Here is a 20,011-nt window from a genome sequence, read left to right as displayed (position 1 = left end):
GACGCTCTTTCACCACACTGACCAGAACGCAATTCGACCATTCCCCGACGAAACACCTCTCCCATCGCGAGGTCAGGATCGGGTACGGTCGCGGCGCTGTGCGGAGCGGCTTCAAGGAGCAGGTATTGCGCGAGTTCACCGTCCCCCCGATGGCGTCGGCGCCCCAGGCCGGAGGACTGGCGGATGCCGTCTTCGAGCATGCGGAGTCCGATCCTCATCGGGTGGCGCTGGCGCGCAAGACGCCCGACGGCCGCTGGGAGGACGTGACCTCGGCCCAGTTCCGGGACGAGGTGGTGGCACTCGCCAAGGGGCTACTGGCCCAGGGCGTCCGGTTCGGCGACCGCGTCGGCATCATGTGCCCCACCCGCTACGAGTGGACGCTGTTCGACTTCGCGCTGTGGACCGTGGGCGCGCAGAGCGTTCCGCTGTACCCGACCTCCTCCGCCGAGCAGGTCTTCTGGATGCTGCACGACGCGTCCGTCTCGGCGTGCATGGTCGAGCACGAGGACCACGCCATGACGGTCGGCTCGGTGGTCGGCCGGTTGCCGAACCTCAAGCGGCTGTGGCAGCTGGACGCCGGGGCGCTGGAGCAGCTGATCGCGGACGGCGAGTCCATCGACGACGACCTGGTCAACCGGCACCGGCTCGCGATGACGCCGGAGCAGACCGCGACCATCATCTACACCTCGGGCACCACCGGCCGCCCCAAGGGCTGTGTGATCAGCCACGCCAATCTGATGGCCGAGTGCGACAACGTCGTCGAGCGGTACGAGGACGCCTTCCACTCCAAGCGCGGCGACGAGGCCGCCACCCTGCTCTTCCTCCCCCTCGCGCACGTCTTCGGCCGGATGGTGGAGGTCGCCGCGATCCGCGGCCGGGTCAAGCTCGGCCACCAGCCGAAGCTGGCGGCGTCCGCGCTCCTGCCCGACCTGCAGTCCTTCAAGCCGACCTTCATCCTCGCCGTGCCGTACATCTTCGAGAAGGTGTTCGCGGCGGCGCGCCGCCGGGCGGAGGCGGACGGCAGGTCGGGGCCGTTCGAGAAGGCGGTCGAGATCGCCGTGCGGTACGCGGAGGCGGTGGAGGAGAAGGCGTTCGGCATCGGCAGCGGCCCCAGCGCCTCGCTGCGCATGCAGCACCAGTTCTTCGACAAGCTCGTCTACAGCAAGGTGCGCGGCGCGATGGGGGGCCGGGTCCGGCACGGGATGTCGGGCGGCTCGGCCATGGAGCGGCGGCTCGGGCTGTTCTTCCGGGGCGCGGGCGTCACCGTGTACGAGGGGTACGGGCTCACCGAGTCGACCGCGGCCGCCACCGCCTGCCCGCCCGAGCGGACCCGCTACGGCACGGTCGGGCAGCCGATCCCCGGCACCACCGTGTACATCGCCGACGACGGCGAGATCTGGCTGCGCGGCGGCCAGATCTTCAACGGCTACCTCGGCGATCCGAAGGCCACCGACGCCGTGCTGCGCGACGGCTGGCTGGCCACCGGCGACCTCGGCACGCTGGACGACGACGGCTATCTGACGATCACCGGGCGGAAGAAGGAGATCCTGGTGACCTCCGGCGGCAAGACCGTCTCACCGGTCGGCCTTGAGGAGCGGGTGCGGGGGCATCCGCTGGTGGCCCAGTGCATCGTGGTCGGCAACGACCGCCCGTACGTCGCGGCGCTGGTCACCCTCGACCCGGAGGCCGTCTCGCACTGGCTGACGATGCGCGGCAAACCGGATATGGCGGCGAACGAGCTGGTCCGGGACCCGGATCTGGAGACCGAGATCCGGCGGGCGGTGGTCGCGGCGAACACCACCGTCTCGCAGGCCGAGTCGATTCGTACGTTCCGGATACTTGCCGCGCAGTTCTCGGAGGAGCATGGTCTCCTGACACCGTCCCTGAAGCTGAAGCGGAAGGCGATCGAGCAGGCGTACGCCGTCGAGGTCGAGGCGCTCTACAACGCGTAGGAGACGGGGTATACGCACTCCCTGGGAACCACCGAGCCGCGAAGGGGGCACGAAATGATCGACGTCATTCTCCCCGCACTTCCCGAGCGCGAACTGACTCTGGTATCCGAGGAAACTCCCCAGTCTCCGGCGCTGACCGGCCACGTCACCCTGGGCGGACCGGTGTCCGTCCCGGTGACGGCCGAGCTGGCCGCCGGGGACCCGGACGTCCTGGCCTTCCTGAAGGCCGAGGCGCACACCGCCACCTACCATCTGCTGCACTGCGCGATCAGCTGCGCACGGGACGCGCCGGAACCCGCTCTGCACACGGTCAACCTCGATCTGACCCTGTCGGTCGACGACAAGGCGGCCGGACCCGCCGCCTTCACACCGGTCGCCTGGTCCATGGCCCCGCATCAGCTCACGGAAACCGACGCTTCCGCGCCGATCCGCCTCGGCGCCCGGCTCGGCCTCCCGGACGACCACCACGCCCTGGCGACCGGCGAGCGCGTCCGGCTGGAGGCGCGGCGGGAGCTGCGCTCCGACCCCGGCTGGGAGATCCGCCGCACCGGCACGGTCCCCATCGGCGGTACATACCGGCTGGTCATGGTGGTGCGAGCACCACGGGGTACGGTGAGCCTGGCGGCGGTCGCGGTGGGCGCGACGGTACGCGAAGGGCACACTTCGCACCGTTTCCGCACGGAGATCGCGCATCCGGTGCGGCTCGCGGACCGGGAATGCGTGGCGCCCGGTGACCGTTGACGAAGAGAGTACGAATCCGCACGACGTAAGGATCGACTGCTCGTGAGCAAGGTCCCCTTCATCACCCTCAACAATGGCGTTCGGATCCCGCAGCTCGGCTTCGGTGTCTGGCAGATCCCGGACGACGAGGCCCAGGTCGCGGTGCGCAACGCGCTGGACGCCGGATACCGCCACATCGACACGGCCGCGATATACGGCAACGAGGAGGGCACGGGGAAGGCGCTCGCCGCTTCGGGCATCGCCCGCGACGAGCTGTTCGTCACCACCAAGCTCTGGAACGCCGAGCAGGGCTACGACTCGACGCTCCGCGCCTTCGACGCCTCGCTGACCAAGCTCGGCCTGGACCACGTGGACCTCTACCTGATCCACTGGCCGCTGCCCGAGGTCGACAAGTACGTGGACACCTGGAAGGCCTTCGAGAAGATCTACGCCGACGGCCGCGCCAAGGCCATCGGCCTGTCCAACTTCCACCCGGCCCACACCCAGCGGCTGCTCTCCGAGGCCTCGGTCACCCCGGTGATCGACCAGGTCGAGCTGCACCCGCAGCTGCAGCAGGCCGAGCTGCGCGCCTTCAACTCCCGGCATGACATCGTCACCGAGGCCTGGTCCCCGCTGGGCCAGGGCAAGGGTCTGCTGGAGGAGCCGAAGCTCGTCGAGATCGCCGCGAAGCACGGGAAGAGCCCGGCGCAGGTCGTGCTGCGCTGGCACCTCGACCTGGGCAACGTCGTGATCCCGAAGTCCGTGACGCCGTCCCGCATCAAGGACAACATCGACGTCTTCGACTTCGAGCTGGACTCCGACGACCTGTCCGCGATAGGCGCCCTGGACTCGGGCAACCGCCTGGGCCCGAACCCGGACACGTTCAACCTGGCGGACTGACCGACCGACAAGCGGTCGCCCCGTCGCGCAAGGCGCGGCGGGGCGTCGTCATGCCGGGGCGTCGTCGTGTTCACGCCCGCCGCGCGGTCCCCTGTCACCGCAATTACGCTTAGCGCTCAGCAGGACACATAGCGTGACACGTGACAGGAGAACGCACTATGCGCCGCAGACGCCGTCATGGTCTTGAGCTAGCCACGGGATGCACCGTCGCCATAGCCGCCCTGTTCCTCGCCGGTGCGGGCATACCCGCCACCGCGAACCCGTCCCCGCCGCCCGCATCCCACCGGGACATCCCGCCCGAGGTGCTCGCCGCCATGCAGCGCGACCTGGGCCTGACGGCCGACGAGGCGCGGACCCGGATATCCAACGAGTACAAGGCCGGACAGGCCGAACCCGGCTGGCGCAAGAACCTCGGCAGCAGCTACGCGGGCACCTGGGTGACCGGGAACACCGCCGAACTCACCGTCGGCACCACCGACCAGGCGCAGAGCGGCGCCATCACCGCCTCCGGCGCCAAGGCCACCGTCGTCGGCCACAGCCTGGAGCAGCTGAACGCCGCGAAGGACATGCTGGACCGGGTGGCCGAGGAGCGCCCCCCGGCCGCCTCCACCGCCTCCCTCTGGTACGTGGACGTGAAGAGCAACAGCGTGGTCGTCCAGTCGGCCCAGCCGACCGCGGCCCAGCGGTTCATCGACGCCAGCGGCGTCGACCGCGCCATGGTGCGCATCGTGGAGTCGGCCGAGCGCCCGGCTCCCCTCTATGACCTGCGGGGCGGCGAGGCGTACTACATCAACGCCACCGCCCGCTGCTCGATCGGCTTCTCCGTCGCCCAGGGCACCCAGGCCGGGTTCGTCACCGCCGGGCACTGCGGCGACGCGGGCGACACCACCACCGGCTTCAACCGTGTCGCGCAGGGCACCTTCCAGGGCTCGGTCTTCCCTCGCAGCGACTACGCGTGGGTGGCCACCAACGCCAACTGGACGCCCACGCCCCTGGTGATCGGCCCCGACGCCACCACCATCACGGTCACCGGCTCCCAGGAGGCGCCGGTCGGCTCGTCCGTCTGCCGCTCGGGCTCGACCACCGGCTGGCACTGCGGCACGATCCAGCAGCACAACACCAGCGTGGTCTACCCCGAGGGCACCATCCGGGGCGTGACCCGCAGCAATGTGTGCGCCGAGCCCGGCGACTCGGGCGGCTCGTTCGTCTCCGGCACCGAGGCGCAGGGCGTCCTCTCCGGCGGCTCCGGCAACTGCACCGTCGGCGGTACGACGTACTACCAGCCGGTGAACCCGATCCTCAGCGCGTACGGGCTCACCCTCACCACCGGCTGATCTCCGTCACTCTTCGCGGGCCGCCACGTGGAAGGTCTGCGCGACCAGCAGGAAGGCATCCGGCCGCCGCATGATCCCGGCCTCGTCGTCCGGGTCGAGCAGCCGGTCCAGCGCGGCGAGGTCGCCGTCGTCGAGATCGTCGGCGGCGGCCTCGCGCCACCGGGCGAACTCGGCCCGCAGGAACGCGCGGCCCTCCGCGCCGAGCGGGGCGGGCAGGTCGAGCAGGAAGCTGCGGCTGGTGGCGCCGGTGAGACCGGCCGCCGTGACCAGCCCGGGCCAGTCCTCGACGGTCTCCACCGCGTCCGGCAGCCCGGCCCGCATCCCGGTGAACCGCTCCCCCTGGACCGCGTCGAGCCGGGCCAGCAGATCGGGGCGGCCGAGCCCCGCGTCCCGGGGCAGGAAGCGGCGCGGCAGCCCGCCCTCGCCGAGCGCCAGCAGCCCGCCGGGGCGCAGGGCGGCGGCGAGTTGGCGCAGCGCGGCGAGCTGATCACCCAGATGGTGCACGGTGTTGCTCGACCAGATGAGGTCCGCGGTGCCGATCGTGGCCGGGTCGAGCCCTTCCGGCAGCTCGGCGTGGAGTGTGGTGACGCGGTCGGCGAGCCCGAGCCGCGCGGCGCGCTCCCGGGCCCGCTCCAGCAGGGCGGGCGTCCCGTCGACGGCCACGACCTCGGCGTCCGGGAAGGCCTGGGCGAGGAGGCAGGTCACCACGCCGGGGCCGCTGCCGACGTCGAGGACGCGGCGTACGGAGCCGTCCGACGCGGCGAAGCGCTCGCGCAGCCAGGCGGTGGCCTGGTCGTAGACGGGGGTGTGCAGCTCCGCGCCCTGTTCGAGGATGTGGGCGATGGCGTCCCAGTCGGGCTGCCCGTGATCGTGATCGTGTCCGTGCCCGTGGCCGTGCCCGTGCCCGTGCCCGTGGCCGTGCCCGTGCCCGTGTCCTTCTGCGTGTTCCTCGCGATGTGTGGTCATGCCCCGAGAGTGCTCGCCTCGGGGCCGATTCGCCAAACTTCCTTGCCGGATCGGCAAATTCGCTGATCTGACCAATCCGCACCCGCTCCGACGACGAATGAGATACGACATCCGCGTGGTGTCGTAATGCTCATCCGGAAGGACGGCTAGTGAGAGAGCCCGTGTTCATCGGTGGACCGGCCCCCAGGGGCCCGGACCTCGAGGAGTTGCTCGGATTGGTGGCCCGGGGGGACCAGAACGCCTTCGCAGCGCTCTACGACGCCGTGAGCGGCTCCGTCCTCGGCCTGACGCGCAGTCTGCTGCGCGACCCCGCCCAGGCGGAGGAGGTCACCCAGGAGGTACTGGTGGAGGTGTGGCGGACCGCGGCCCGGTTCGAGCCCGCCCGGGGCAGCGCCATGGCGTGGATCATGACGCTCGCGCACCGCCGCGCCGTCGACCGCGTACGGTCCGCGCAGTCCGCGTCGGACCGCGAGGAGCGCGCCGCGCTGCTGAACCGCACCCCGGCCTTCGACGAGGTGACCGAGCAGGTCGAGGCCAGGCTGGAGCGCGAGCAGGTGCGCCGCTGCATGCAGACCCTCACCGAACTACAGCGTCAGTCCGTGACGCTCGCCTACTACCGTGGCCGTACCTACCGCGAGGTGGCGGAGCTGCTCCAGCTCCCGCTCGGCACGGTGAAGACCAGACTCCGGGACGGACTCATCCGGCTTCGTGACTGCATGGGGGTCGGGGCATGACCAGAGCGGAACGAGCGGACCTGCACACGCTGACCGGCGCGTACGCGGTGTACGCCCTCTCCGGGCGGGAGCTGCTGGCCTTCGAACGGCATCTGGCCGACTGCGAGGCCTGCGCCCAGGAGGTACGGGAGCTGCGGGCCACCGCCGCCAAGCTGGGCATGGCCACCTCGCTGACGCCGTCGCCGGTGCTCAAGGACGATGTGATGCGGCGGATCGCCACGGTCCGTCAGGACCCGCCGCGGGTGGCGCGGAGCGAACCGGAGTTCTCCGCCGGCGCCACCCCGCACCGGCGTGCCGCGCGCGGCGGCCGGTGGCAGAACTTCGCCCTCGCGGCCTGTCTGGCCGGGGCGGTGGCGCTCGGCGGGGTGGCGTTCTGGCAGAGCGGGCAGGCGTCCGACGCGCGCGATACGGCCCAGCGCTCCGAACAGCGGCTGGCGCAAGTGGCCGCGGTGACCGAGGTGCTGGCCGCCCCGGACGCCCACAGCCGCAACGCCAAGCTGACGAACGGCGCCACGGGCACGGTCGTGGTCTCGCACGCCCTGGACAAGGCCGCGTTCCTCGCCTCCGGGCTGCCGAAGCCGCCCGAGGGGCGGGTGTACCAGCTGTGGTTCAGCGACGGCGGCACGATGCGGTCGGCCGGGCTCATGGACACCGCGGACACCGGCACCGGCGGCGGTACGGCCGCCCTGCTGAGCGGCGCGGTCGGCAAGGCGTCCGGCGTGGGCGTGACGGTCGAGCCCGCCGGGGGCTCCAAGGCGCCGACTACCGATCCGATCGGGCTGATGTCGCTCCCGGCGGGGTGAGGGGCCCGGTGGTAAGGGAATGAGGTGACCACTACCTCGATCGCCGTCTTCACCTCCGATCTGCGGCTGCGCGACAACCCCGTGCTGCACGCCGCAGTCCGCTCCGCCGACCAGGTCGTCCCGCTGTTCGTCGTCGACCGCCGGGTGGCGGCGGCGGGGTTCGCCGTGCCCAACCGGGTGGCGTTCCTGCGGGACGCGCTGGCCGACCTGGACGCGGGGCTGCGGGAGCGCGGGGGCCGTCTGGTCGTCCGTACGGGTGACGCGGTGGAGGAGATCCGGCGGGTGGCCGGGGAGGTGGGGGCCGGGTCGGTGCATATCGCGGGCGGGGTGAGCGGGTTCGCGGGGCGGCGGGAGGCGGGCCTGCGGGAGGCGCTGGGCTCGGCGTTGCAGGTGCACGGTGCCGTGCTGACCGCCGCCGAGCCCGGCACCGTCGCCCCGTCCGGAAAGGACCACTACGCCGTCTTCACCCCCTACTACCGCGCCTGGCAGGGCGTCGAACTGCGCAGACCGCTGGCCGCGCCGCGCGGTGTGCGGGTGCCGTCCGGTGTGCGGTCCGAACCGCTCACCGCCGTGTCCGCTCTCGCCTCCGGCAGCCCCTCCCCCGGGCTGCCCGAGGGTGGCGAACGGGCCGGGCGCCGCCGTCTCACCGCGTGGCTGCGGTCCGGTCTTGGCGCGTACGCCGACCGCCACGACGATCTGGCGGGCGACGCCACCTCACGGCTCTCCCCCTACCTCCACTTCGGCTGCCTCTCCCCCGTGGAGCTGGTGCGCCGGGCGCGGGAGTCCGGCGGGCCCGGCGCCGACGCCTTCGTACGGCAGCTCGCCTGGCGCGACTTCCACCACCAGGTCCTCGCCGCCCGCCCCGACGCCTCCCACACCGACTACCGCCCGCGCGGCGACCGGTGGCGGTCCGACGAGACCGCCGTCGCGGCCTGGAAGGCGGGGCGCACCGGCTACCCCCTCGTCGACGCGGGAATGCGGCAGCTGGCGGCGGAGGGGTGGATGCACAACCGGGCGCGGCTGCTGGTGGCGAGCTTCCTGACGAAGACGCTGTACGTGGACTGGCGGGTGGGGGCGCGGCACTTTCTGGATCTGCTGGTGGATGGGGACGTGGCGAACAATCAGCTCAACTGGCAGTGGGTGGCCGGGACCGGTACGGACACCCGCCCCAATCGGGTCCTGAACCCGCTGTCCCAGGCCCGTCGCTTCGACCTGGACGGCGCCTACGTCCGCCGCTGGGTCCCAGAACTAGCGGACATCCCCGGCCGCCAGGTCCACACCCCCTGGAAGCTCCCCACCCCCGTCTCCTCCTACCCGCCCCCCATCGTGGACCTGGCCGAGGCCGCCGCCCGCTTCCACGACGCCCGCCACGGCCGCTGACCCGCCGCGTTTGTTTCCCCACCCCGCCCCTTCCCGAAAGCGGGGGCTGGCCGCACCGGCCATGTTCAGCCCGTCCGGCGATTGAGGAGCGGGGTCCGGGGTGGGCGGCGGGGGAGGAAGCCGCTGGTTCGGGCCGCGTAGGCGGCGTACGCCGGGCGGTCGGCCATGTGGCGTTCCAGGACGGCCTTGCCCCTGCCCTGGGTGAGGACGTAGGTCATGACGAGGGGGGAGATCAGGGAGACCAGGGCGGACGGCCACGTCACGCAGGACAGCAGGAACAGGCCCCACCAGACGCAGGCGTCCCCGAAGTAGTTGGGGTGCCGGGTCCACCGCCACAGGCCCTGGTCCATGATCCGGCCCCGGTTGCGCGGATCGGCACGGAAGCGGGCCAGCTGGGAGTCGCCCACGGCCTCGAAGGTGAGGCCGAGGAGCCAGAGGGCCGCGCCCGCCGCCGCGGCCGGGCCCAGGGGGCCGGTGGCGTACTGGGCGGCCTGGACGGGGAGGGAGACGAGCCAGATCAGGGCGGCCTGGGGGAGGTAGAGGACGCGCAGGGCGTAGAGGTGGCGGTTGCCGGGGGCGCGGGCCAGGAGGCGTTCGTAGCGGGCGTCCTCGCCGTGCCCGCACCGCCGTACGCCGATGTGCACGGCGAGCCGCAGCGCCCAGACGGCGGTGAGCACCGTGGCCAGCAGCCGCCGCGTCCCATCGCCGTGGCCGTCGGAGGCGGCGAAGGTGACGAGGGCGATGGCGGTGAAGCCGAGCCCCCACGCCACGTCCACGATGCGGTGGACTCCCTTGGCCAGGGCGACCAGGAAGGTGAGGAGGGTGATGGTCAGAGGGGCGATGGCGCTGTAGACGAGAGAGACGCCGAAGGCGCCCCAGGGGAAAGCGGTCATGCCACCTCCAGCGCCGGATACCACGCGGCGGGCGTGTCCGGCATGCCGCTGACGCCGCGCCCCGTGGGCCGTACGGCGAGGATCTGGTCGACGCCCATGCGGCGCTCCTCGAAGGCGAGCGCGCCACCGGCCAGGTAGAGGCGCCACCTGCGGGCGATGTCGTCGCCCGCGAGCAGCCGCAGGGCGTCCCACTGGGCCTCCAGCGCCTCCCGCCAGGCGCCGACCGTGCGGACGTAGTGTTCGCGCAGGGATTCGGAGGAGCGCACCTCCAGTCCGGCGGCCTCCAGCAGGCCGATGGTGTCGCCGAGGGGCCGCGTGTGGAGGCCGGGGGCGAGGTAGGCGTCCAGCGCGAGGAAGCCGCCCCCGGCGGCGGCCCGCGACAGCTGCTGGACCAGGGCGCGGCCGCCGGGTCGCAGCATGCCGTGCAGGGTGCGGGCGAGGCGCGGGTACTGGTCGTGGCCGACGTGTTCGCCCGTCTCCACGCACGCCACGGCCTCGTACTGACCGCCCGGCAGATCGCGGTAGTCGCTCAGCACGACCTCGACGAACTGGCCGAGGCCCAGTTCGCCGACCCGCTCGCGTACGAAGTCCCGCTCCTCGGGCACCTGGGTGACGGCGGTGACCTGCGCCTTGTGGCGGTCGGCCGCGTACAGGGCGAGGGCGCCCCAGCCGCAGCCGATGTCGAGGAGCCGGGCGCCGGGGACCAGCCCGAGCTTGCGGCAGATGACCTCCAGCTTGTCGCGCTGGGCGTCGGCGAGGCCGTACGAGGGGTCGTGGCTGGTCCAGTAGGCGCAGGAGTACGCCATGGAGGGGTCGAGCAGCCGCTCGTAGAACTCGCTCAGCGGCCCCTGCCACGCAGCGGGGGCGGACGGCGGCGGCCCGACGGCGCCGATCCGGGCGGTGCGGGCGGCGGCCCGGGCGCGGGCGGCGAGGCCGACGCGGGATGGGGTGGCGGAGTGCTCGCGCAGGGCGTGCCCTACGGCGCGCAGCGCGTCGGTGAGGTCGCCTTCGACGTCGAGGTCGCCGCTGATGTACGCCTGGGCCAGGCCGAGTTCGCCGGGCTGCCACAGCAGCCGCCGCACCGCGCGCGGCGACCGCAGGACGACGCGCGGCGCGTCCGGCGGGCCCGCCTCGCTGCCGTCCCAGGCGCACAGCCGCACCGGGAGCGGCCCGCCGAGCAGGCGTTCGGCGATCGGGGCGAGGGTGGGGGCCACGTCGCTCATCGGTCTGCCTCCTGGAGCAGGATCTGCTGGACGTCGAGGTAGCGGGCGCGGAAGCCCGCTTCGGAGTAGGCGAGGTAGAAGGTCCACATGCGGCGGAACGTGGCGTCGAAGCCGAGGGCGGCGACCTCCGCCTCGCGGGCGGTGAAACGTTCCCGCCACAGCCGCAGGGTCTGCGCGTAGTGGTCGCCGAAGGCGTCGCGGCGGACCAGGCGCAGCCGGGTGTGGCGGGCGGCGCACTGTTCGAGGGCGGTCACGGAGGGCAGGAAGCCGCCGGGGAAGATGTACTTCTGGATCCAGGTGTACGTGTGGCGGGTGGCGAGCATCCGGTCGTGCGGCATGGTGACGGCCTGGAGGGCGATCCGGCCGCCGGGGGCGAGCAGGTTCTGCAGGGTGGTGAAGTAGCGGGGCCAGTACGCCGCCCCGACGGCCTCGATCACCTCGGCGCTGATGACGGCGTCGTACTGGCCCTCCAGCTCCCGGTAGTCGCACAGCAGCAGGGTGATCCGGTCGGTGAGCCCGTCGCGCAGGGCGCGCCGCGCCGCCAGCCGCCGCTGCTCCTCGGAGAGGGTCGCGGTGACCACGCGGGCCCCGCGCAGGGCGGCGCGCAGCGCCAGCGCGCCCCAGCCGGTGCCGATTTCCAGCAGCCGGGTGCCGGGGCCGACCCGGGCGAGGTCGAGCAGCCGGTCGATCTTGCGGTGCTGGGCGTCGGCGAGGTCGTCCCAGACGGCGGGGAGACGGTCGAAGAGGGCGCCCGAGTAGCTGAGGGTGGGGTCGAGGAAGAGCCCGAACAGCTCGTTGGACAGGTCGTAGTGGTGGTGGACGTGTTTGGGCGCCGCCTCCAGGGTGTTGTACTGCCCGGCGGGGCGGCGCGGGGCCCAGGCGCGGCGCAGCGGCCGCGCCCAGCGGGGGACGATGCGGTCGGCGTGCTCGGCGAACACGGTGAGCACGGCCACCAGGTCCTCGGCGTCCCACTCGTGGGCCAGGTACGACGCCGAAGCCGATGAGCCCGTCCCGGCCCACCCGCCGGACGAACGCCTCGGGGTCGGCGATCTCCAGCAGCGGCCCGGTGGTGCCGAGCAGGGGCCCGGTGCCGTACCGCACCCGCAGCGGCAGCCGGGCCAGGGCCCGCCGGACCAGCGGCCGGGCCAGCGCGTCGCGGGGGCGGGAGGGGCCGGGCCGGTGGGCCACGGCGGGCCAGCGGGCGGCGTCGACGGCCGGGCGGTGGGCGGCGCCGGATATGGGGTGCAGTTCGGTCACTCCAGGCCCTCCTGTGCGGGGTGGCGGGCGCGCGGGTGGTTCACCAGCGCACCCCCAGGGCCGCGGCGGCCCGTACGCCGGAGGCGCAGCCGTCCTCGTGGAAGCCCCAGCCGTGGTAGGCCCCGGCGAAGGCGGTGACGCGGTCGTTGAGGGTGAGCAGCCAGTGCTGGGCGGCCACCGACTCGGGGGTGTGGATGGGGTGTTCGTACACCATGCGGGCCAGCACCCGGCTCTCGTCGACGCGCTCGCCGCCGCCCAGGGTGACGATGTGTTCGCGGGGGGCGTCGAGCCGCTGGATCCGGTTCATGTCGTAGCTGATGAGCGCCCGGCCGAAGGGGGTGGCGCAGGACGGCATCCGGTAGTTCCAGGCGGCCCGGGCGCGGCGGCCCGGAGGCAGCAGGGTGGGGTCGGTGTGCAGGACGGTCTCGTTGCGGGAGTACGGGAAGGCGCCGAGGATGTCGCGTTCCTCGTCGGTGGGGCGCTCCAGCAGCCGCAGCGCCTGGTCGGCGTGGACGGCGATCACGACGGCGTCGTACGGGGCGTGTTCACCGTCCTCGGTGACGATGTCGACGCCGTCGGGGTGGCGGACGACGGTGCGCACGGGGGCCGAGAGGTGGAGGGCGGAGAGCTGTTTGGCGACGCGTTCGACGTAGGTGCGCGAGCCGCCGGTGACCGTTCTCCAGGGCGGGGCTCCGGTGACCGACAGCAGGCCGTGGTGGTCGAGGAAGCGGAACAGGTGGTGGGCCGGGTGGCGCAGCGCGGCCTCGGCGTCGCAGGACCAGACGGCGCAGACCAGCGGGATGATGAAGTGGGAGACGAAGTAGCGCGACCAGCCGCCGATGGTGAGGAACATGCGCAGGGTGACCGTGTCGTCCGGCGCCCGGTCCAGCAGGCGGCGGGCGGCCCGGTGGAAGGCCGGGACCTCGGTGAGCATGCGTAAGTAGCGGCCGCGGACGGCGTTGGAGGGCCGGGCCAGCAGCCCGAGCAGCCCGCGCGCGCCCGCGTACTGCAGCCCGCAGCCCTCGCACAGCACGGACATGCTTAAGGAGGACTCCTGGGTGGCGACGCCGAGTTCGCGGAAGAGCTTGAGCAGCTGCGGGTAGGTGCGCTCGTTGTGGAGCGTGAACCCGCTGTCGACCGCCCACACCCGGCCCCCGGGGGCGGCCACGTGGTGGGTGTGGGCGTGTCCGCCTAACCGGTCGTCCGCCTCGTACAGCGAGACGTCATGTGTGCGCTGCAGTACGTACGCCGCGGTGAGCCCCGCCACCCCGCTGCCGACGACGGCGATCCGCTGCCGCTGCCCGCCCATGCCTCAACTCCTCCGACCGCCACCGGAACCCTTCATGGGGTATTCGGAGCCGGTCGGGGAGCGGTTTGGTCACGATTCCCGCGCGCCGTGTCCGGGGGCCGCGGCCTCGATACGGCGGGCGAGCCCGAAGTCGAGTTCGGTGACCTTGCCGCCGACGCTGTGGGTGTTCACGGTGACGGTGACCTTGTTGTAGCCGAGGGTCAGGTCGGAGTGGTGGCCCAGCTCGTCCTGGATCCGGGCGACCTCGGCGACCAGCCCGGCGGCCTGCGGATGCCCGTCGAAGACGTACGTACGGGAGAGCTGGTCGTCCGCGAACGACCAGCGGGGCAGCTGCTCCAGACGCTCCTCGATCTCGTCGCGGGCCAGCGGCTCGACTGCCATGGCGGGTCCTCTCGTCAGGTGATGGCTCGGCCTTCCACCCTGCCACGGGGGCCTCGTGGGTTCCGCTACCTTCGGGGCATGACAACTGTCGCGCCGCCCGGGGTGGGCGCGCTGCTGCGCGCGTGGCGGGACCGGCGGCGGATCAGCCAGCTGGAGCTGGCGCTGCGCGCCGACTCCTCGGCGCGCCACATCAGCTTCATCGAGACCGGCCGGTCCCGGCCGAGCCAGGAGATGGTGCTGCGCCTGGCCGACCATCTCGATGTGCCGGTACGGGAGCGCAACGCGCTGCTGATCGCCGCCGGATACGCGCCGCACTATCCGGAGCGGGCGGTGGACGATCCGTCGATGAGCGCGCTGCGCGAGGGGATGGAGCGGCTGCTGACCGGCTACGAGCCGTATCCGGCGCTCGTCCTGGACGGCACGTACCAGGTGCTGGCGGCCAACCGGGGTATCGGGATGCTGATGGAGGGCGTGGCGAACCATCTGCTCGCCCCGCCGATGAACGCGATGCGTATCACCCTCCACCCGGACGGGCTCGCCCCGCGCATCCGCAATCTGCGGGAGTGGCGCGGCCATCTGCTGGACCAGATGGACCGCCAGCTCGCGCTGATGCGCTCCTCGCTCCTGCGCGAGCTGTACGACGAGGTGGCGGGCTATCCGCTGCCCGAGGCGGGCGGCCGGGAGTCGGCCACCGGCGGCGGCCACGCGCCGTTCGCGCTGCCGATGATGATCGAGCACGGCGGCCGGGTGCTGTCGTTCATCTCCACGATCGCGACGTTCAACACCCCGATGGATGTGACCGTCTCCGAGCTGGCCATTGAGACCTTCCTCCCGGCCGACCCGGAGACCGCCGCCGTGCTGAGGGCTCTCGCCTAGGGGGTGAGGCGCTGGCTCTGCGGGGACTGGGACTCGACCAGGGCGATGGCCTCCTCCTTGGTCGCGACCGCGGGCGGCGAGCCGTCCAGCGGCTGGCGGGCCGTCTCCTTCATCACGGCCGAGGCGATGATGCCGACGATCGCCGCGGCCATCGTGTAGTACGCGGGCATCAGGTCGTCGCCGGTCCCGCTGACCATGGCCTCTACGACCAGCGGAGTGGTGCCGCCGAAGAGGGACACGGAGATGTTGAAGGCGATGGACAGCGAGCCGTAGCGCACATCGGTCGGGAAGAGCGCGGGCAGGGAGGCCGACATCACGGCCACGTACGGCAGCAGACACATGCCGAGCAGCAGCAGCCCCGCGAAGACGGGGACGAGGCCGCCCTGCTTGATGAGCAGGAAGGACGGCACGGCGAGGACGAAGAAGCCGATGGACCCGGCCAGCAGCAGTGGCTTGCGGCCGACGCGGTCGGAGAGCCGCCCGACGAAGGTGATGGCCGCCATCAGCACCACCATCACGATGATGATCGAGACGAGGGCGTTGGTCTCGCTGTAGTGGAGCGTGGACGAGAGGTACGTCGGCATGTACGACAGCAGCATGTAGTCGGTGATGTTGTACGCGGCGACCAGCGCCATGCACAGCACCATCGCGCGCCACTGGGTCCGGAACACCTGCCAGAACGGCAGCGTGGTGCGCTCCTGCGCGGCGGACGCCTCCTCCTCCAGCTTCTGGAAGGCGGGGGTCTCGTCCAGCTTCAGCCGCAGATAGAGCCCGACGAGCCCGATGGGGGCGGCGGCCAGGAACGGGATGCGCCAGCCCCAGGACATCATCGTGTCGTCCGAGAGCGTCACGGTCAGGATGGTGACCAGTCCGGCGGCGGCCGTATAGCCGATGAGGGTGCCGAATTCGAGGAAGCTGCCGAAGAAGCCGCGCCGCTTGTCGGGGGCGTATTCGGCGATGAACGTGGACGCGCCGCCGTATTCACCGCCGGTCGAGAATCCCTGCAGCATCCGGAAGAGGATGAGGAGCGCGGGCGCGACGTAACCGATGGAGTGATAGCCGGGTATGAGGCCGATGGCGAGCGTGCTCGTCGCCATCATGATCATGGTGAAGGACAGCACCTTCTTCCGCCCGATGCGGTCACCGAGCGGCCCGAAAAACATACCTCCCAACGGCCGTACGAGAAAGGCCACCGCGAACGTCGCGAAGGACGACAGCACCTGGATCGTGGCGCTCCCGCCAGGGAAGAAGACCTTGCCGATGGTGACCGCGAGATAGCTGTAGATCCCGAAGTCGAACCACTCCATGGCGTTTCCGAGCGCCGCGGCTTTGACCGCGCGGTGAACGTCCTTCTCCTTCGTGACCGTGATGTCACTGCGCCGCAGCGGAGGGTTCTTGCGCCGCTTGATGGCGCGGTGGAGCATGGGGTGCCGGACTGCGGCGGGGGCATCGGAATCGGTCAGGGCAGGCACAACTTTTCTCTCTCTTCGTCAGTCGGATTCGGGCGCCTACCCCACAGTGCCTGGTTGATGCATATAACCGGTCTGGAGGTCTCGTGATGGAGTCAGCCGCCCGTGTGTTCGCCCGGCTCAGTACGGACGAACCGATCACCAAAACCGAGGTCCTGATGGGCAAGGCGGTGGTGCTCGGCGGGAGTATGGCCGGAATGCTGGCGGCGCGGGTGCTGTCCGACCACGCCGAAAGCGTGGTGATCGTGGAGCGGGACGCCTTACCGGACACCGCGTCCCCGCGGCCGGGCACCCCGCACGACGGACAGCTCCACACCCTGATGCACGGCGGCCGGATGCAGCTGCGGCGGCTGTTCCCCGGCTTCGAGGACGAGGCGAGGGCGGGCGGCGCGCTCCTCTCGTCCCCGTACACCATCCGCGCCTACGCCGACGGCGTCCCGAAGGTGAGCGACGGCACGATGGGGCTGCTCTCCAGCAGCCGCCCGTTCCTGGAGTCGCTGGTCCGCCGCCGCACCCTGGCGCTGCCCAATGTGAAGGTCCTCACCTGCCGCGCCCGGGGCCTGGAGTTCCGCGCGGGCGCGGTCAGCGGGGTGCGGTGCGGGACGGGCGAGGACGAATGGGTCGAAGAGGCCGATTTCGTCGTGGATGCGATGGGGCGGGCCAGCAAGCTCGGCGAGTGGCTGGAGAAGAGCGGCTGGCAGCGGCCCGCGATGCGGCGCATGGCCATCAACATCGACTACGCCACCGGCTACTTCCGGCGCACCAGCGCCGACCCGGAGCTGGCCGCCGCCATCGCCTACCGCACCCCCACCGCGACCCCGCCCCGGGTGGCCAGCGGCGCGATCACCGCCATCGAGGACGACCGCTGGCTGATCACCCTGGCCAACTACGGGAAGCAGCCGCCGATCCGGGACGTCGAGGAGTTCCGGAAGCTGTGCGGCGAGCTGCCGCCGGTCTACCGCGAGGCGGTCGCGGGCGATCAGCTCGGCGAGATCCTCCCCTACCACCAGGCCGACAGCCGCCGCCGGGACTTCCATCTCCTCAGCCGGTTCCCGGCCCGGCTGATCAGCGTCGGGGACGCGGTCGCCTCGTTCAACCCGATCTACGGGCAGGGCATGTCCTCGGCCACCCTGCACGCCTCGGCCCTGTCGGGGTATCTGCGCTCCCGGCCGGACCTCGACGCCCCCGCCCGCGGCTTCTTCGCCGATCAGCGCGTCGTGGTGGACGCGGCCTGGCAGATATCCACCGCGGCCGATCTGGCCCGGCCGGATGTGACGGGCCCGTATCCGCGCGGCTACCGCCTCTCGAAATGGTTCGCCGAGCAGATCGCCGACGCCTCGATCACGGACCGGTCCGTCGCCGTGCGGTTCAACTCGGTGACGTACATGCGCACCCACCCCAGTTCCCTGGCCGCACCGTCCACGCTGCTGCGCGCCCTGCGGGTCAACCACCTGCCGGGGAAGGCGCGGCGCGAGAAGGGTTAGCCGAATTGTTCGCCTCACTGGCCCGGTTCACCTGCCGCCGCAGCAAACTGGTGCTGTATCTGTCCGGAGCGCTGCTGGTCATAGCGGGCGCGCTGGGCGGCGGAGTGATCCAGGAGCTGTCCGCCGGCGGGTTCGTCGACGAGTCGACGGAATCGGCGAAGACCACGAAGGTCATGGACGACAGATTCCGGGCGGGCGCCCCGGACTTCGTTCTGCTCATATCCGACGAACGGGGCGTGGACTCCCCCGCCGTGGCCGCCGCGGGCGCCCGGCTCACCGAACGCGTCGCCCATGAGTCCGGCGTCGAGCAGGCCGCGTCGTACTGGTCGCTGGGCAAGGCCGAGCCGCTGCGCGCGCAGGACGGCCGACAGGCGCTGCTGATGGCCCGGATCACCGGCGACGAGGACCAGGTCCAGAACACCTTCAAGCGGCTGGAGAGCCGCTACGAGCACCGCGCCGAAGGGCTGGATATCCGGGTGGGCGGCAGCGCCCTCGCCGACAAGGAGATGTCCGAGACCACCGAGAAGGACCTCATCAAGATCGAGGCGGTGACCTTCCCGGTCCTGCTGATCGTGATGCTGTTCGTGTTCCGCAGCGTGGTCGCCGCCCTGGTGCCGCTGATGGTCAGCGGGCTGACCATCCTGTCGGTGCTGCTGGTCATCCGCGTCCTGACCCTGTTCACCGAGGTCTCCGCGCTCGCCAGCAACGTCACCACCGGCCTCGGGCTCGGCCTCGCCATCGACTACAGCCTGATCCTCATCAAGCGCTACCGGGAGGAGCGCGGCCAGGGCGCGCAGACCGATCAGGCCATCGCCACGACGCTGCGCACCGCGGGCCGCACCGTGCTGTTCTCCGCGGTGACGGTGACCCTGGCGCTGGGGGCGCTGCTGGTGTTCCCGTTCTACTTCCTGCGCTCGTTCGCGTACGCGGGGATCCCGACCGCCCTGCTCGCCGCGTTCGTCTCGCTCACCTTCCTGCCCGCGCTGCTGAAGGTGCTGGACCACCGCATCGAGAAGGGGCGCATCGGGCGCCGCCGCGCGCCCTCCGGAGAGCCCCGGGAGGGCTTCTGGCACCGGTTGGCCACCGGGGTGATGCGGTTCCCGCTGCCCGTCGCGGGCGCCGTCACCGCGCTTCTGCTGCTGCTCGGCGCGCCCTTCCTCGATCTGCGGCTGAGCCTGCCGGACGAGCGGGTGCTGCCCGCCCAGAGCCAGGCCCGGCAGGTCGGCACCGACATCCGGGAGACCTTCCCGGCCCAGGAGACCCAGGCGCTCAACGTGGTCCTCGACCGCACCCCCGGCCCCGGCGACCGGAACGTGGCCCCGTACGCCGAGCGGCTCTCCAAGCTCGGCGATGTGTCCCGGGTGGACAGCGAGGCCGGGACGTTCGCCGACGGGCGGCTGGTGCAGCGGCCCACGGCCCTCTCGGAGCGCTTCTCCTCCGACCACAGCACCTATCTGTCCGTGGTGCCGAGCCACCAGTCGCTCTCGGAGGAGGGCCGGGCGCTGGTCGCGGACATCAGAGACCTCCCGGCGCCCCACCCCGTCCAGGTGGGCGGGCCCGCGGCCGAACTCACCGACTCCATCGACTCGATGAACGCCCGGCTGCCGCTGGCCCTCGCGGTCATCGCCGCCAGCTCCTTCACCGTGCTGTTCCTCTTCACCGGCTCCCTGCTGCTGCCCCTGAAGGCGCTGATCCTCAACTGCCTGAGCCTGAGCGCCACGCTGGGCGTGCTGGTGTGGGGGTTCCAGGACGGCCATCTGGAGGGCATCGTCGGGGACTTCGTGGTCACGGACTCGATCACCTGGACCGTGCCGGTGCTGCTGTTCTGCATCGCGTTCGGGCTGTCGATGGACTACGAGGTGTTCCTGCTGTCCCGGATCAAGGAGGAGTACGACAGAACCGGGGACAACGTGGCGTCGGTCGCGCGCGGGCTGGAGCGCACCGGCTCGATGATCACGGCGGCGGCGGTGCTGATCGCCATCGTGTTCCTGGGCTTCCTGATCTCCGGGATCGTCTATCTCAAGGCGATCGGGATCGGTCTCGCGCTCGCGGTGCTGATGGACGCCACGCTGGTCCGGGGCGCCCTGGTCCCGGCCTTCATGCGGCTGGTCGGCAAGGGCAACTGGTGGGCCCCGAAGCCGCTGCGGGCGCTGCACGCGAAGGTGGGCCTGCGGGAGAAGTAAAGGGCATACGAAAGCGCCGGGGGGGGGGGGGGGGGGGCCGCGGGGCGGGGGGGGGGGGGGGGGCCCGCCGCCGGTATGGCCGGGGTGGTGGTGCGCGGCGCGACCGGGCCGGTCGCCGAGGCGGCGGAGTGCGGTTCGGCCCTGCTC

At 71.9% G+C, this 20,011-nt stretch carries 16 protein-coding genes and 1 pseudogene; 10 read left to right on the top strand and 7 right to left on the bottom strand.

Features of this window, described 5'->3' with window-relative positions:
* The first annotated feature begins 125 nt into the window (after positions 1-125).
* The 4 genes from ACFV9T_RS14605 to ACFV9T_RS14590 all read left to right on the top strand — a co-directional run bounded on the left by ACFV9T_RS14605 (position 126) and on the right by ACFV9T_RS14590 (position 4,906).
* Positions 126-1,952, top strand: a complete 1,827-nt coding sequence (locus ACFV9T_RS14605) for an AMP-dependent synthetase/ligase (protein ID WP_385439959.1) — start codon at positions 126-128, stop codon at positions 1,950-1,952.
* A 54-nt stretch (positions 1,953-2,006) separates the two neighbouring features.
* On the top strand, positions 2,007-2,693 hold the full coding sequence (locus tag ACFV9T_RS14600; RefSeq protein WP_385439958.1) for a hypothetical protein: 687 nt from the start codon (positions 2,007-2,009) through the stop codon (positions 2,691-2,693).
* Positions 2,694-2,735: 42 nt separating this feature from the next.
* Positions 2,736-3,572, top strand: coding sequence for an aldo/keto reductase (locus ACFV9T_RS14595; RefSeq protein ID WP_385439956.1), 837 nt, complete (start codon positions 2,736-2,738; stop codon positions 3,570-3,572).
* Positions 3,573-3,730: 158 nt separating this feature from the next.
* Positions 3,731-4,906, top strand: a complete 1,176-nt coding sequence (locus ACFV9T_RS14590; protein WP_385439955.1) for a S1 family peptidase — start codon at positions 3,731-3,733, stop codon at positions 4,904-4,906.
* A gap of 6 nt (positions 4,907-4,912) precedes the next feature.
* On the opposite strand, the gene ACFV9T_RS14585 is transcribed toward ACFV9T_RS14590, so the two are convergent.
* Positions 4,913-5,872, bottom strand: coding sequence for a class I SAM-dependent methyltransferase (locus tag ACFV9T_RS14585; protein ID WP_385439952.1), 960 nt, complete (start codon positions 5,870-5,872; stop codon positions 4,913-4,915).
* Positions 5,873-6,021: 149 nt separating this feature from the next.
* Here ACFV9T_RS14585 and ACFV9T_RS14580 point away from each other — a divergent pair, with 149 nt between their 5' ends.
* The 3 genes from ACFV9T_RS14580 to ACFV9T_RS14570 are packed head-to-tail and all read left to right on the top strand — an operon-like array spanning position 6,022 to position 8,789.
* On the top strand, positions 6,022-6,606 hold the full coding sequence (locus ACFV9T_RS14580; RefSeq protein ID WP_385439951.1) for a sigma-70 family RNA polymerase sigma factor: 585 nt from the start codon (positions 6,022-6,024) through the stop codon (positions 6,604-6,606).
* A complete protein-coding gene (locus ACFV9T_RS14575; RefSeq protein WP_385439949.1) occupies positions 6,603-7,409 on the top strand; it encodes an anti-sigma factor domain-containing protein in 807 nt (268 codons plus the stop codon). The genes ACFV9T_RS14580 and ACFV9T_RS14575 overlap by 4 nt, the downstream gene beginning before the upstream one ends.
* A gap of 24 nt (positions 7,410-7,433) precedes the next feature.
* Positions 7,434-8,789, top strand: a complete 1,356-nt coding sequence (locus ACFV9T_RS14570) for a cryptochrome/photolyase family protein (RefSeq protein ID WP_385439947.1) — start codon at positions 7,434-7,436, stop codon at positions 8,787-8,789.
* Between the two features lie 65 nt (positions 8,790-8,854).
* Here ACFV9T_RS14570 and ACFV9T_RS14565 read toward each other — a convergent pair whose 3' ends face one another.
* The 5 genes and pseudogenes from ACFV9T_RS14565 to ACFV9T_RS14545 form a co-directional block, all read right to left on the bottom strand.
* Positions 8,855-9,682 (bottom strand): DUF1295 domain-containing protein, encoded by an 828-nt coding sequence (locus ACFV9T_RS14565; protein WP_385439945.1) that lies wholly within the window; start codon positions 9,680-9,682, stop codon positions 8,855-8,857.
* A complete protein-coding gene (locus ACFV9T_RS14560) occupies positions 9,679-10,905 on the bottom strand; it encodes a class I SAM-dependent methyltransferase (RefSeq protein ID WP_385439943.1) in 1,227 nt (408 codons plus the stop codon). The genes ACFV9T_RS14565 and ACFV9T_RS14560 overlap by 4 nt, the downstream gene beginning before the upstream one ends.
* Positions 10,902-12,162: pseudogene (locus tag ACFV9T_RS14555) on the bottom strand (class I SAM-dependent methyltransferase). The gene ACFV9T_RS14560 and the pseudogene ACFV9T_RS14555 overlap by 4 nt, the downstream one beginning before the upstream one ends.
* Positions 12,163-12,202: 40 nt before the next feature.
* Complete coding sequence (locus ACFV9T_RS14550) at positions 12,203-13,471, bottom strand: NAD(P)/FAD-dependent oxidoreductase (RefSeq protein ID WP_385439940.1); 1,269 nt, start codon at positions 13,469-13,471, stop codon at positions 12,203-12,205.
* 69 nt (positions 13,472-13,540) lie between these two features.
* Positions 13,541-13,852: a 4a-hydroxytetrahydrobiopterin dehydratase gene (locus ACFV9T_RS14545; RefSeq protein ID WP_385439938.1), complete on the bottom strand. Its 312-nt coding sequence runs from the start codon at positions 13,850-13,852 to the stop codon at positions 13,541-13,543.
* A 78-nt stretch (positions 13,853-13,930) separates the two neighbouring features.
* Between ACFV9T_RS14545 and ACFV9T_RS14540 the strand changes: the two genes are divergently transcribed.
* Positions 13,931-14,728: a helix-turn-helix domain-containing protein gene (locus ACFV9T_RS14540; RefSeq protein ID WP_385439936.1), complete on the top strand. Its 798-nt coding sequence runs from the start codon at positions 13,931-13,933 to the stop codon at positions 14,726-14,728.
* On the opposite strand, the gene proP is transcribed toward ACFV9T_RS14540, so the two are convergent.
* Entirely contained in the window at positions 14,725-16,152 is a 1,428-nt protein-coding gene (proP, locus tag ACFV9T_RS14535) for a glycine betaine/L-proline transporter ProP (RefSeq protein WP_385440195.1), read from the bottom strand. The two genes, ACFV9T_RS14540 and proP, sit on opposite strands and share 4 nt — an antisense overlap.
* A gap of 134 nt (positions 16,153-16,286) precedes the next feature.
* Here proP and ACFV9T_RS14530 point away from each other — a divergent pair, with 134 nt between their 5' ends.
* Together ACFV9T_RS14530 and ACFV9T_RS14525 are read left to right on the top strand one after the other, a co-directional pair.
* Entirely contained in the window at positions 16,287-17,681 is a 1,395-nt protein-coding gene (locus ACFV9T_RS14530) for an FAD-dependent oxidoreductase (protein ID WP_385439934.1), read from the top strand.
* Positions 17,682-17,686: 5 nt separating this feature from the next.
* Positions 17,687-19,864 carry an MMPL family transporter gene (locus ACFV9T_RS14525; RefSeq protein ID WP_385439932.1) on the top strand — a complete coding sequence of 726 codons (2,178 nt, stop codon included), beginning with the start codon at positions 17,687-17,689 and terminating at the stop codon, positions 19,862-19,864.
* Positions 19,865-20,011 lie beyond the last annotated feature (147 nt).

Source organism: Streptomyces sp. NPDC059850 (assembly GCF_042731515.1).
GTDB lineage: Bacteria > Actinomycetota > Actinomycetes > Streptomycetales > Streptomycetaceae > Streptomyces.
This window is presented reverse-complemented; position numbering and strand designations above follow the sequence as displayed.